Annotated in this window: 10 protein-coding genes; 6 read left to right on the forward strand and 4 right to left on the reverse strand. The window is 42.4% G+C overall.

Going from position 1 to position 14,514, the window contains the following annotated elements; genetic code table 11:
* Positions 1-51 precede the first annotated feature (51 nt).
* Both ABZD21_RS04710 and ABZD21_RS04715 read right to left on the reverse strand, forming a co-directional pair.
* Entirely contained in the window at positions 52-1,284 is a 1,233-nt protein-coding gene (locus tag ABZD21_RS04710; protein ID WP_372773273.1) for an acetate/propionate family kinase, read from the reverse strand.
* 658 nt (positions 1,285-1,942) lie between these two features.
* Positions 1,943-2,686: a flavin reductase gene (locus ABZD21_RS04715; protein WP_372773275.1), complete on the reverse strand. Its 744-nt coding sequence runs from the start codon at positions 2,684-2,686 to the stop codon at positions 1,943-1,945.
* 247 nt (positions 2,687-2,933) lie between these two features.
* On the opposite strand from ABZD21_RS04715, the gene ABZD21_RS04720 reads away from it, so the two are divergent.
* The 4 genes from ABZD21_RS04720 (at position 2,934) to ABZD21_RS04735 (ending at position 8,574) form a co-directional block, all read left to right on the forward strand.
* On the forward strand, positions 2,934-4,616 hold the full coding sequence (locus ABZD21_RS04720) for a dipeptidase (protein WP_372773276.1): 1,683 nt from the start codon (positions 2,934-2,936) through the stop codon (positions 4,614-4,616).
* 162 nt (positions 4,617-4,778) lie between these two features.
* A complete protein-coding gene (gene rplS / locus ABZD21_RS04725; RefSeq protein WP_372773278.1) occupies positions 4,779-5,132 on the forward strand; it encodes a 50S ribosomal protein L19 in 354 nt (117 codons plus the stop codon).
* Positions 5,133-5,275: 143 nt separating this feature from the next.
* Complete coding sequence (locus ABZD21_RS04730) at positions 5,276-6,199, forward strand: YitT family protein (RefSeq protein WP_372773279.1); 924 nt, start codon at positions 5,276-5,278, stop codon at positions 6,197-6,199.
* Positions 6,200-6,276: 77 nt separating this feature from the next.
* On the forward strand, positions 6,277-8,574 hold the full coding sequence (locus ABZD21_RS04735) for a patatin-like phospholipase family protein (RefSeq protein WP_372773281.1): 2,298 nt from the start codon (positions 6,277-6,279) through the stop codon (positions 8,572-8,574).
* Between the two features lie 18 nt (positions 8,575-8,592).
* Here the strand turns inward: ABZD21_RS04735 and ABZD21_RS04740 are convergent, their stop codons facing one another.
* Positions 8,593-10,047, reverse strand: a complete 1,455-nt coding sequence (locus ABZD21_RS04740) for a hypothetical protein (protein ID WP_372773282.1) — start codon at positions 10,045-10,047, stop codon at positions 8,593-8,595.
* A 125-nt stretch (positions 10,048-10,172) separates the two neighbouring features.
* On the opposite strand from ABZD21_RS04740, the gene ABZD21_RS04745 reads away from it, so the two are divergent.
* Both ABZD21_RS04745 and ABZD21_RS04750 read left to right on the forward strand, forming a co-directional pair.
* Positions 10,173-11,276 carry a gamma-glutamyl-gamma-aminobutyrate hydrolase family protein gene (locus ABZD21_RS04745; protein ID WP_372773283.1) on the forward strand — a complete coding sequence of 368 codons (1,104 nt, stop codon included), beginning with the start codon at positions 10,173-10,175 and terminating at the stop codon, positions 11,274-11,276.
* Positions 11,277-11,422: 146 nt separating this feature from the next.
* On the forward strand, positions 11,423-12,997 hold the full coding sequence (locus ABZD21_RS04750) for a peptide chain release factor 3 (protein WP_372773285.1): 1,575 nt from the start codon (positions 11,423-11,425) through the stop codon (positions 12,995-12,997).
* A gap of 253 nt (positions 12,998-13,250) precedes the next feature.
* On the opposite strand, the gene ABZD21_RS04755 is transcribed toward ABZD21_RS04750, so the two are convergent.
* Positions 13,251-14,318, reverse strand: a complete 1,068-nt coding sequence (locus ABZD21_RS04755) for a T9SS type A sorting domain-containing protein (RefSeq protein WP_372773286.1) — start codon at positions 14,316-14,318, stop codon at positions 13,251-13,253.
* Between the last annotated feature and the right edge of the window lie 196 nt (positions 14,319-14,514).

Here is a 14,514-nt window from a genome sequence, read left to right on the forward strand (position 1 = left end):
GGAGGCCGGGAATAAACAACAAGTCCGGTATTGCCGGACTTATATAACAGGCTAGTTTACAGCCAATGAACTTAAAACGTTGACGGTATCGACTGCGATAACCTTTTCTTCGTTAGTTGGCACAACCATTACTTTTACGCGCGACTCAGGAGTACTCACAACTTTAAGTTGTCCCCGTAAGCCGTCGTTGGCATTTTTATCGAACTCAACACCCATAAACTCAAAACCGGCACAAACCTCTTCTCGTGTTTCAGGGCCATTCTCTCCTACCCCGCCAGTGAAGATCAGCAAATCAAGTCCTCCCATTTCGGCAGCAAATGCTCCAATAAAGCGTTTCACTCTCGAGTGATACATTTTTAGAGCCAATGTTGCCCGGGGATTATTTTTATTCCACGATTCATCTTCAATATCGCGCATATCTGACGAAACTCCGGAAATACCAAGCATTCCACTCTTTCGATTAATTAAATCGTTCGCTCCCTGTAGGTCGAGACCCTCTTTTTCCATCAAGAATAAAAGTGCTCCGACATCAAGGTTACCGACGCGGGTTCCCATAATTAATCCCTCCACCGGCGTAAAACCCATCGAGGTATCGTACGATTTCCCGTTTTTAATAGCTGCAATAGAAGCGCCGTTTCCTAGGTGACAGGTCACAATATTGATTTTATTCATTTCCAGCCCCAAATGCTCGCAAGCTTTTTCTGCAACATATTTATGACTTGTTCCGTGAAAACCATACCGGCGCAATTTGTGCTTGGTATAGTACTCGTACGGAATAGCATAAAGGAACGATTCCGGTGGCATGGATTGGTGAAAAGAAGTGTCGAAAACAGCGACTTGCGGCACTTTTTCCAAAAGCTTCTCCATCGCTTCAATTCCGGCAATATGAGCCGGGTTATGCAAGGGCGCCAAATCACTCAATTTATTAATCTGTTCTTTAACATTGTCGTCAATTAGAACACTTTCACTAAACGACTCACCACCGTGGGCTACCCGATGGCCAACTGCCTGAATTTCCGAAACAGCCTTAATTACGCCATGCTCCGGGTTTACCAGTGAATCCATAATCAGGCTTATCGCTGCCTCATGATCCGGCACATGAGCCGTGAGTTTGATTTTCTTATATTCTCCATCGACAAGTGGCTTGTGCGTTAGAAGAGCATCCTTCAAACCAATACGCTCCACTGCCCCAATAGCTTTCACCTCTGGATCTTCAATCGTGTCCATATTTAGTAATTGATACTTAATGGACGAGCTACCGCAATTTAATACTAATACAATCATTGAATACTTTTCGATTTAATGGTTGATGCCCTATATGTTTGCAATACAAAAAGATAGAGCGTTGTTACGACGTAAAAACGGCCGCAAATATAATATACAAGTTCAAACAAAAAAATGACTTAACGAATCCTGACTCCCCTCCCATAAAGCCTGACTAAGAGATAATTGCACAAATGATCACTAAAACGAAATGACACATCTTGTTCATCGTTCGCACAGCTCCTGCTCGTGCCGGCTTTGCGATGATAAGCGGGAGTCGCAGCCCATCTTTCAATCCCGGACAAAAAGACAGTTTCCTGTTGATACAAAAATTTCCCTGTGCTGAGTGTAACCGACCGGTTCTATCTGGGCTGCCAACCTATAATAGACTCAAAAACAACGTGCATGCGACCTTTAAAGCATAGCAGCATGGCTGAAATGGTGCGGCAAGCTGGATTGCGCTCCTTTAAGAAAGCAACTCAACAACAGTTGAAAGCAAAAAAAAGAGAGCAGCAATAGCCACTCTCTTTTCAGATATTTAAAATTCGTATCGTTCACGTAACAAACGACCAATCGTTTACTTCAGTTTCCGTCTACTCGTTCGATTACTGCCCCCAAAATGCCAGTGAGACTTATTTGTTAAACGGGCTTCTTATTTGTCATCTGTAAGCCAGAAACACTATAGTTCTTTAAAATAGTCCTTTCCGGCATTACAGATTGGACATTTGTAGTCGTCCGGCAGATCGTCGAAAGGTGTTCCGGGTGGAATTCCCATACTCGGATCGCCTTTTTCAGGGTCGTAAACGAAACCACAAATCATGCAAACATGAGGCTTTTCCCCATCTGATTCCGGCTCTGTGCTGCTTTGGTCATCGCCTTTGGCATCATCAGCAGCTCTCTTTTCCTCATCAAGCAAGTCTTTCTCCAAATAGGTCGGCGAATTTTTGGGTGAAAACATTTTATATTTCTCCCGATACCAGGCATAAGTCAGCGGATCGGATTCCGACAGCAAATCACTGTCGAGCACTTCGCCAATTACCAGCCAATGCGTACCCAAATCAATCTCCTGCCTGACCTCACAGTCGAACCATGCCACTGTTTCGTTTAAAACAATTGGAGCCCCAGTTTTCGCTGTAATTGTTTCAACCTGACTGAACTTATCAATCTCATTACCCGACATGAAGCCAAAGTCGCCGATAATTTTCACATTCAAATCTTTCTGCAATACCGACACCGAAAACATACCGGACTTTCGGATTACTTCGGTACTATTATTATCCTTATGGCACGAAATGGCCAACAGCGGTGGTTTCGATGTAACCTGAAAAACAGTATTCGCGATATACCCGGCCTTTTTGCCATCCAGTTCCGAAGCAATTAAATAGAGTCCGTAAGATAGTTTATGGAATGCACCTAGTTTCATAATCGGTTGTTTTGGAATGAATTTCGAAAGTAGAAAAAATCACTTCGATTATCGAACTCAAGCCCGAAAATCTCGCAAAATTACAATCCGGAATAGTAGCATTAATCATTTTTACTTCATTCTGCTTTCATTATATTTGCCTGCTACTGAAACAACAACCTGAAAAAGCTTCTGAACGAATCATTCAGAACTTACCGGAAAACAATTAGGAATAAATAAGGTCGACGACCCAAAAACAGATTTTAGAATGATTAAAAAAATTAGTCTCGCATTTCTAGCGCTCGGATTTTTGTCCGCACAGGTATTTGCCTGCACCAACTTTTTAATAACCAAAGGAGCCTCAGTCGATGGTTCAACTATGATTACTTATGCTGCAGACTCGCACGTATTGTATGGTGAGTTGTATTTTCAACCTGCTGCCGATTACCCGGAAGGGACAATGCGCGATATCCACGAGTGGGACACCGGAAAATTCCTGGGTCGCATATCAGAAGTTCCTCACACATATAGCGTTGTAGGAAATATGAACGAATACCAGCTTGCAATTGGCGAAACCACTTTTGGCGGTCGTCCTGAACTGGGAAGCCAACCGGATGCCATCATGGACTACGGAAGCCTGATGTATGTTGCCTTGCAACGCGCCAAAACAGCGCGTGAAGCGATTGAGGTGATGACGAATCTGGTGGATGAATACGGATATTATAGTTCCGGCGAGTCTTTTTCAATTTCCGACGCCAATGAAGTTTGGATTTTAGAGATGATTGGTAAAGGTGAAGGCGAAAAAGGAGCTGTGTGGGTTGCTGTACGTGTCCCCGATGGTTATATCTCAGGTCATGCCAATCAGGCACGGATCACCACATTCCCTTTAAACGACTCGGACAATTGCCTGTATGCAAAAGATGTAATTTCATTTGCCCGCGAAAAAGGATGGTACGACGGGAAAAATAAAGATTTCAGCTTCTCAGACGTTTACGCTCCGGTTGATTTTGGCGGTGCACGCTTCTGCGATGCCCGTGTTTGGGCCGGTTTCAACAAAGTAGCCTCCGGTATGGATCAACATACCAACTACGCTAAAGGGCTGATTGAACATGGCGGCGAAAATAACTTCCCCACAAACCGGATGCCTTTGTGGATTAAGCCCGACAAAAAGCTCGGAGTAAAAGACGTAATGGAAATGATGCGTGACCATTTTGAAGGCACCGAATTGGATATGACTGCCGATTTGGGCGCAGGCCCATACAAATTACCCTACCGATGGAGAGGGTTAACCTGGCAAGTAGATTCGATGGAGTATTGCAACGAACGCGCAATCTCAACCCAACAAACCGGTTTCTCATTTGTCGCGCAGTCACGCTCCTGGTTGCCCGACCCTATTGGAGGGATTCTTTGGTTTGGAGTTGATGATACATACAGTACCTGCTATGCACCTATGTATTGCGGAATTACCGAAATACCCGAATGTTTTCGTGTGGGCAATGGCGACCTGTTAACCTATTCGCCCAGCTCTGCCTTCTGGACCTTTAACAAGACGACAAATTTCGCCTACCTTCGCTATGATGCGATGATTGAACACATTCGTGCCAAGCAAGCTGAACTAGAAGGGAAATTTATTGCCTACACACCAGCCATTGATCAGGCGGCTAAAATGCTTTACGAAAAATCAGGATCGAAAAAGGCTGCCGAGTTTTTAACAACTTACTCGGTCAATGAAGCGAACAACATGACTGCTCAATGGGAAAAACTTTTTGAGTATCTGCTTATAAAATATATGGATGGTAACATCAAAAAAGAAAAAGATGGCAGTTTTGAACGAAATGAGGATGGCATTCCCGTTTCGCCCGATCAACCCGGATATCCGGATTGGTGGTACGACGCGATCGTAAAAAGTACCGGTGAACATTTCAAAGTGATTGGCGGTGCCGCTCATTAGTCCTTCTCCCGGTATTGGAAACCAAAAAGAAAGAACTTCGATTATTTCAACATAAATTGAAACTAAGTTTTGTTCGAATCTATTTTTTATTAATTTTGCGAAAAATTTTGCAATCTCTTACACCGCAAATACGTGTAATATTGCCACTTAAAACTTAAAGAAATGGACTTAATTAAAGTAGCAGAAAACGCATTCGCCGCAGAGCAACAAGCTAATTTGCCTAAATTCGGCGCGGGCGACACCATTACTGTTCACTACAAGATTAGAGAAGGTAACAAAGAACGTATTCAGGATTACCGTGGTGTAGTGATTCAAGTAAAAGGTACTGGCGTTACAAAAACATTTACTGTTCGTAAAATGTCAGGAAACATCGGTGTTGAACGTATTTTCCCAATGTCTTCACCATTTATCGATGGTATTGACGTGAACAAAAAAGGTACTGTACGTCGTAAACGTATTTTCTACCTGCGCGGCCTTACTGGTAAAAAAGCCAGAATCAAAGAAAAAAGAGGTTAATTTCAGCCTTAAGTATACTAAAAAGGTCTCCGGTTGGAGGCCTTTTTTTTGCATCAGTCAATTCCATAGTTCAAAACAAAGCCTGACAAATATCAAGCCTTATTGATCAGACAAATCCTAAATTCACGAAAAATTTCAACGCCATGCCTTTCCTCCAAAAAGACAAAATTTTCAGCTTGACCTGGTTTAAAGACTACAGCTTAATAACCATTGGCTCCTTCATTTTAGCGGTCGGATTCGTGTATTTTATTACGCCACATAAAATTGTTCCGGGTGGCCTTTTCGGGATCGCCATTATTGTACACTTTCTTACCCGTGGGTGGTTTGAGTTTTGGCCCGATGGTTTTCCGGTTGGGCTTTTCAGTTTACTGGTTAATATTCCGCTAACCATTGCAGGTATAAAAATACTAGGACCTCGTTTCGGTGTTAAAACGGTCGTCGGCTTTGTGCTGAGTTCTGTTTTTATTGACCTGATTACCTACCTCCGTGTCAACAGCCAAGCTCCGCTGGTTCACGATGTCCTGCTCTCGTGTATATTTGGTGGGGTTTTGATTGGTGTCGGTACCGGCCTAATCTTTAAATCGAGAGCCACGTCGGGCGGATCAGATATCATTGCTATGATTATTGCCAAACACACCAATATGCAATTGGGCCAACTTATGATTTATGTTGACTCCGCGATTGTACTGCTCGGGTTAGCGGCCTTTCAAGACTGGCAAATTCCACTCTATTCCTGGCTTGCCATTTACATTACCGGACGAGCGATTGATGTTACACTTGAAGGAGTTAGTTACCACAAAGCGTTGTTTATTATTTCTTCTCAACATGAACTGATCAAGGAAAAAATACTTAGCGACCTGGAACGCGGAGGAACTTATTTCCAGGGAAAAGGCATGTTCACCAACGAAGAAAAGCAAATCATCTACACGGTTGTCAGTCGTCGCGAAGTCGCAATTCTCGAGAAATTCATTAGTGAAATTGATCCGAACGCATTTATCACAATCATGGACACGCGTGAAATTCTGGGCGAAGGTTTTCAATCCCTAAAACTGAAAGTTAATTCCTGATCGCCGATCAGGATAGTATTGTGATTCTTGCATTTTTCATACATTTGAGTCAATACTCTAATTTCTGACTCCCAACTATGAGATCATCGGCTCTAGCAATCATTTTCTTACTTATTTATACGTCACTATCGGCTCAAAAAGTAGCGGTGGTACTCAGCGGTGGCGGAGCTAAAGGACTGGCTCACATCGGCGTAATCCGCGCGCTGGAAGAAAACGACATTCCAATTGACTATATTGCCGGGACATCAATGGGAGCAATAGTAGCCGGGCTGTATGCCGCCGGCTATTCGCCCGACGAAATGGAGATCCTTTTCAAGTCCGATCAGTTTAAGTTTTGGTCAACCGGAATAATACAGGAAGAATACCGCTATTTTTTCAGCAAACTCGAAGAAACGCCATCGTATTTTAGCATCGATCTCAAAAAACAGGAAGACAAACTAAAAATTCTGTTGCCCACCAATATCATTCCGGAAGAGCAAATGGACTTTGCCTTTATGGAAATGTTTTCGGCTACAAATGCGGTTTGTAATTACAACTTCAATAATTTATTTGTTCCATTCTTCTGTATCGCCACCGATGTATACGACAACAAAGAAGTTCAATTGTCGTCGGGTGATTTGGGTGAAGCAATCCGGGCATCCATGACATTTCCGTTCTACTTTAAACCGATCGTGATTGATGGTTCACTTGTTTTTGACGGTGGAATTGTAAATAACTTTCCGGTTAAAAATGCCCTCGAAACGTTCAATCCCGATATCGTTATCGGACACAAGGTAGCTAACAATGCCATCCGCCCAGATGAAGATGACATGATGGCTCAACTGGAGAACCTGATCATGCAGAAAACGAACTACCAAATCCCGGGGGACAAGGGAATCCTGATCGAATCTTCCTTCACTGATATTGGTCTGCTTGATTTCGGGAAAATAGACCAAATCAACCAGACCGGATACGACAATACTATTTCAATAATAGACAGTATTGCCCACCGTATTACAAGACGTACACCGATTAAGGAAGTTCAGAGCCGACGTGAGGAATTTGAACGAAGAAAGCCGGAATTGAAATTTGAAAACGTACAAGTTGAAGGGATCAGCGACCCACTGCAGCGCAAATATCTGATACAAAGCATCAAACACCGCTCCGACGTGATCGATTTGGATGAGCTTCGCAAGGAATATTTCAAACTGGTCTCCGATCCGCAAATTAAATCAATCCGACCTATTTCCATTTATAATCCGCAAACCGGCTATTTCGACTTGCATCTGAAAGTAAAACCGGAAAATCAACTGGAAATTCAATTCGGTGGCAATGTAAGCACAAAACCAATTAACCAAGGATTCCTGAGTTTGGACTACCGCTTTTTTAAAAACCGTGCTTATACTTTAAGCACCAATATCTATTTCGGTCGTATTTACAGTTCAATTAAAACAGGAGGCAGAATCGATTTTCCAACGAAACTGCCCTTTTATCTTTCCGGCTATCTGACTTTCAACCGGTGGGACTACTACAACACCAGTAGCGAATTCTTTTTCGAAAATGTTTTAGCTCCTTCCGTTATTTCAAATGAAAACAGCCTGCGTTTCGAGGCAGGAATTCCGATGTGGACACATGGAAAGCTAATGCTGTCGGCGAGCTTCAACGACATGTCTGACAAATATTACCTCGTACCCCTGATTCTCGAAAGCGACACGCAGGATAAAACAACCTTCAACTCATTTTCAAGCTCACTGACATTCGAAGAAAATTCGTTCAACTATAAACAGTTTCCGGACGAAGGCAGGGCTGCGAAACTTGCCGCAACATTCATCACCGGAGAGGAAGTATTTAAACCAGGAACAAATTCTTCTGAGTCAGAAATCTTCACGGCTAGCCAAAGTAACCACTCGTTCTGGAAGCTTCAGGCCAACTATGACAAATACATCAAAATACGTTCAAATTATAAAGTTGGACTGTTCGCGGAAGGTGTTTACAGCAATAAAGAACTGTTTTCAAATTACTATTCAAGTATCCTGAGTGCACCCGATTTCAGTCCAACCCCATTCAGCAAAACGCTGGTAACAGACAATTTTAGGGCGAACCGCTATGTTGCCGGCGGACTGAAAACTGTTTTAAACCTAAGCGATCAGCTGCATTTTAGGATGGAAGGTTATGGATTTTTGCCCATGCGAAAAATCGCCAGCGATGAAAACAGCTTGGCTACTTATAGCGACTTTTCGCCTAAAGAGACAAAAATAATGGGACTTGGAGGTTTGGTTTATCAGTCGGCCGCCGGCCCAATCAGCCTCACTCTAAACTACCTGGAAAACGAAAACACCAAGTGGTACCTGGTGTTTAGTTTTGGATATGTTTTGTTTAATAAGCGCGGATACTAGGGTTTCCAGTTATTGCACCTATTTGTTTTTATACAATCGAACCCAATCAATCTCAAAATAATGAGGCAACGATCGTGGTGTTTCAACCACAATTGAGCTCATATTGATCCGAAGCGGTGAATCAGGAACATTTTGCTGAACACTGTAAATTTCATGGTTATTGATTGTCCAGCAAATTCGGCCTTGCCCCCACTCCATCCGGAAAATATAAAATTGCCCGGCAGACAATCCACCAAGCGACTCGCTGCCATTGGTATTATTGTTCTGGCTCAGCCCCAATTGACAAACTGTTCCGGCTTCCAGCAAATTTAGACGATAATTGTTCTGATCGTCCGACAAGTAAAAAAGATCAACCAATTGTTTATTGGGTTGATATCTAATTTTGGCTTCCAACACTCCGCTTTTTAACTGAAAGCTTTCCGCACTGCAAATCATTCCGGCAGAATAATCGAAACTAACGGGGATAAAACCGATCGGAAAGTTCCAGACGAACGAATCGACTTTTTCCCGCTTTACGGCCAGTTTTAGTGAGCTACCGGCTTGCAAAATGTTTTCTCCATTCGTATAGCCCTGCAAATCGCCGGCTTTCGAAAAGTTCTTCCCAACAGTCCTTTCCGCCATCACACTAATGGACTTCCATTTGCTTTTATCCAGCTCTCCTTTTTCAAAATGATCCTCGAGCAAAAGCTCATGATTGACGAAAAAACTGAATTCGTTTGTGTTTTTATATTTATCGTACACCTGGAAACGCGGTTCCGATTTCATAGCCAAATATGTTTTCTCTTTTTGAGAAGCTTCGCTTTTTTCCCATCGATCGGTATCTTCCAGAAAAGCTTTACGCGATTGAAACGCTTCCGTTTCTATCTCTTTTTTAAGCTCTTCATACCTAACCCTTTTGTGCGAATTTACCATCTCTTTGTAGTGCTTATGCATCTTACTTGATGGATATTCAGTCCAGAACAATACGTCCTCTGAATTTGAGAGCTTCCGGAAGGTCTCATACTTTCGACCTGCTTCCGATTGCTCAAAACTCACAGAGTCTTCGGTTTTATCCAAGGCTTCGAAAGCAGCTTTGTCCGATTCAAATTGCTTACTCCCAACGTAATCCCGCAATGCTACAAACTCCTTAATCGTGTCACTCTTTTCCAGCAATTTAAACTTTTGGAAATCGGCAGAATTTAGGGCCACATAAAAATCTTTCAATTTCGCATCCGATTCCAACTTTTTAAACTCACTCAGCAGTTTCGCTTCCGGGCTACCGGCAAACTTTAATGCTTTAGTCTCCGACTTCTCTTTTTTGAATGCCTCTGAATTGACATACTGATCCAATTCCTGATAGGGTTTTAAGTCCTCCGACTGCTGAAGCTCCGTATACAACTGAAAATCAGCCCATAATTGATCGCGTTTCGCTTCCACTTTAGCGGTATTTTTAAGCCCTCTAAAAGTGCTGAGAAAAAAGAGTTTAAATGACATTTTATGCGGTTTTAGATACGTATTAGTTCAGCTAAAAATAATAATAAAAATATACTTCCTTCGTTTTTTCAGTTGTCACCGAAAAAGATTATTTTCATCACTAAATCTAAAAAAGTACGCTCAACATGAAAGTCAAAAGAATATTCGTTCAATTCTTATTGATCTTTAGCTTTTTCATCTCGACCCCCGTTTTTGCCCAAAATTTCTTTAATACAGATTACGATCCTGAAAAATCGTACATTCTTATGACAAATCCGACGGTAGAGAACATTGAAAGAATCAGATATTTGCTCGATAAGCGCTTACTTTTCGTAGGAGAAACGGAATTTATCGGAATTTATTTTTACGCTGAACGATATGATTATTCACAAACGATTCGATACATCCGCGACAACAACCTTGAAAAATTTCATTTACAACGTCTTACAGGAACATTGACGATTGATAATATTTTTGAACCCAACGATTTCACGAACAATTTCGATATCATGTTTAGCCAGTCTGAGGGGATTTTTCTTTTTGGAGGGCCCGATATTCAACCCGAAGCATATGGCGAAACGAGGACGCTGTCGGAAGTAACCGACCCCAATCGACACTTGATGGAACTTTCATTCGCTTTCCACTTACTAGGCAGCAACAAAAATCTCAATTTTACGCCTTTTCTCGAACGGAACCCAAAATACTTTGTTATTGGCATCTGTTTAGGTATGCAAACAATGAATGTGGCCACCGGTGGAACGATGGTACAGGATATTCCTTCGGAATTGTATTCTGCAAATACTCCACAAGAAATTGTACAACTCGATCGTGATGATATTCACCGTAACTACTGGCAGGAAATCTTCGACAATCCTCAGCTAATGCCCTATAACTTTCATCCTTTAAGGCTCGAGATTGATGGTTTTTTTCAGAAAGAAGTCCGCTGGAAAGGAAATATATCCCCCAAAGTATTAAGTTCACATCACCAGGCAGTTGAAAACCTGAACGATTGCTGGGAAGTAACAGCCAGATCGATGGATGGTAAAGTAATTGAAGGATTCCGCCATAAAAAATATCCCAATGTAATTGGAATTCAGTTCCATCCCGAAGTTCCTTCGCTGTACGAACGAAAAGGAGAGTACAAATTTTCGCCTCGCGATGTGCCTCAAAACTTCTACGACATCGTTGGCCGTAGTGGTCAAAAGTTTCACAAATTATTCTGGAAACGAGTTTCAAAAGCAATTAATTAAACACTTACAGCTTTCTACCCGACATTCTTTAAAAAATTCTATTTTTGCAGCTCAAATTCGACAAGCTTTGGCTTGATCTGAAGATACAAACTGATCGTTGAAAGACGCGTTTGTACACCGCTAATTGCAATAATAATTTACCGTTTATGGGTTTTAAAGAAGAGATTAAACGTCGCAGAACATTCGGAATTGTCAGCCATCCCGATGCCGGGAAAACTACACTAACTGAAAAACTACTGTTATTTGGTGGAGCAATCCGGGTTGCAGGTGCTGTGAAAAGCAATAAAATTAAAAAAGGAGCCACCTCCGACTTTATGGAAATTGAAAGGCAGCGGGGTATCTCGGTTGCCACTTCTGTAATGGGATTTGAGTACCGCGGATACAAAGTAAATATTCTTGATACGCCTGGTCACCAGGACTTTCAGGAAGATACTTTCAGAACGCTAACTGCGGTTGACAGCGTTATTATCGTGATTGACGCGGCAAAAGGGGTGGAACCGCAAACCGAGAAGCTGATGAACGTTTGCCGTATGCGCAAGACCCCGGTGATTGTCTTCATCAACAAACTCGACCGCCCTGCCCGTGACACTTTTACCCTGCTGGATGAAATTGAAGATCAACTGAAAATCAAAACCCGCCCCTTAAGCTGGCCAATCAATAGCGGTGACGAATTTAAGGGAGTATATAATATATATAAACGTAGCCTCAACTTATTTGATGCCAACGTACAGGAAATAGAGCCCGGCTTTTTGTTTGAGGACATCAACGATCCGGAACTTGAAAAACACATTGGTGACGATGCCAACGAACTGCGTGAAGAACTGGAATTGGTAGAAGGCGTTTATCCTGAGTTTGATGTAAACAATTATCTGGACGGCGACTTAGCTCCGGTATTCTTTGGTAGTGCACTTTACAATTTTGGGGTACAGGAATTGCTGGATGCCTTTGTTGAAATAGCACCAAGCCCTCGCCCCAGCGTTACCGAAGAACGCGAAATAAAGCCTGATGAAGAAACACTCGCCGGCTTTGTTTTTAAAATCCATGCCAACATCGACCCAAACCATCGGAGCCGTATTGCTTTCCTCAAGATATGCTCCGGAAAGTTTGAACGGAACGCGGTTTACAAGCACATTCGATCCGGAAAAAACATACGAATATCGAGCCCTACGGCTTTTATGGCGTCTCAAAAAGAAGTGGTTGATGAAGCTTTCCCGGGAGATATCATCGGGATACCAGACACCGGAAATTTCGTCATTGGCGATACGTTAACCTCGGGTGAAGACGTGCACTTTAAAGGCTTACCGAGCTTTAGCCCGGAAATGTTCCGTTACATTGAAAATGCCGATCCGATGAAATCGAAGCAATTGGCAAAAGGAATTGACCAGCTAATGGAGGAAGGTGTAGCCCAGCTTTTCACCAGCCAGTTCAATGGCCGTAAGATTATTGGCACCGTAGGACAATTACAGTTCGAAGTTATTCAATACCGACTGGAACACGAATACAATGCGAAATGTCGTTTCGAAATGTTATCGATGCACAAGGCCTGTTGGATTGAATGCGACGATCCAAAAATGCTGATAGAGTTTAAAAAACGAAAACACCAGAAAATGGCTGTTGATAAACGCGGACGCGATGTGTTTATGGCTGATTCGGCCTTCATCTTACAAATGACACAGAGCGAATTCAAAGATATTAAGTTCCATTTCACCAGCGAATTCTAGAATTTACAATAGCTATTCAAAGCAAATGAGGGTTTCACATCGATGTGAAACCCTCATTTGCTTTGAATTCGATCTGATCGCTTAATCGGAATGGGCTGAATAAAAGTGCAGCTGCAAAAAAACAACGATTGCCAATGCCATTTTGCTCGCTTCGTCAATGCGTCACAACAAAATAAGCTGGCGCATTTTAGCTCGGGATTTAAAAAAAAGCGTCACCGAATTGATGCAAAATGATTTGGAATGAATTCCTTGATCATTCGATTTTCATCAACTTTGCCGGTTTGCTCTCGCCTGCTGGCGTAATTAGTGTGAGAAAATAAAGCCCGGCCTTCAGGGACGAGATGCTGAACTCTGTTCGTTGTTCATTCAAGCTCATTACTTTCTGGCCTATTTTGTTGTATATGCTAATGCCTGAAAAATTTGCAGCTAGTTTACCGCTTATTTTCACCGTGTTGGTTGCCGGATTCGGAATCAAAACAAATTCCTCAACATCAACAATATTATCAGCTGCCGCTGTAGTAATGAGCTCATTAATACTGAAGCTGGCAAAAAGCACCTCTTCATCACGCAGGTCGCTTACATTATTCAAGCTGCGGTAAATCCCCCACTTGGGGCGAAGAAAACTTGCTCCTTCTTTATACGTGTTCAACGAATTATTTTCGTAGGAAAGCAGCACCGTGCCACCGTCGACGGTCTTTATGGTTACACTGTAACTGCCCACTGTAGCGAAAGAAACCGATTCGGTTACTTCCACCCAAACACCCTTAAAGGGGGTAAGATCTACCGATGTTAGTGTTGTTTGTGTAGACTCTGCTGCATAACGAAGCTCCAGTTTGTCGGGCGTACCTTTGCGGGTTGTAAACGTAATCAGCGGCATATCCTCGTACTCTCCGCCAACGCCTTTTAATTGATGTATATGAGTAAAACTGGAAGAAGACTGAAAACCTTCAGGCAGTTTGAACTTCCAATTGTACACAACAGTTTCTCCAATAACCGCTTTTAAATTATCGGGCGACTGGTCATAGGTCTTTATCTCATTGCGTTGTCTGTCGAATTTTTCACATCGATCGTTATCAATATTGGCATGAATGAAAAACCGAAAAACATTCGTATTCAAATCATTATCAAACACCTCATCAATATGTCGCCCAAAATCAAGATGACCGCAATCTGGTGTCTCTACTGCTGTATACCCGGGGGCCAAAACCGAGTTTATCAGCTCATAGGTATCTCCCGGGCCATTGGCATCCAACACCACTTGAGCAGTAGCGATCTGGCCAAGTCCCCCAAAAATCATTATTCCGGCAATAAGTCGTTTCATCGTTTAATAATTTGTGTTATAATTTTCTGACGCGTTCCCAATTGAAGGTCGGGAGCTCACAGGCTACTCAATGACGGTCATTTTCTTTCGCTCTTATGTACGAGTCATCATGTTCGATCCCAAGCCTATAGTCCTCGTTTTTTTTGCTGTGAATATAGAAAACAAAAATTCAATCACAAATTCCCAGCGAAGTGTC

This window comes from Mangrovibacterium sp. (assembly GCF_041596335.1).
Taxonomy (GTDB): domain Bacteria; phylum Bacteroidota; class Bacteroidia; order Bacteroidales; family Prolixibacteraceae; genus Mangrovibacterium.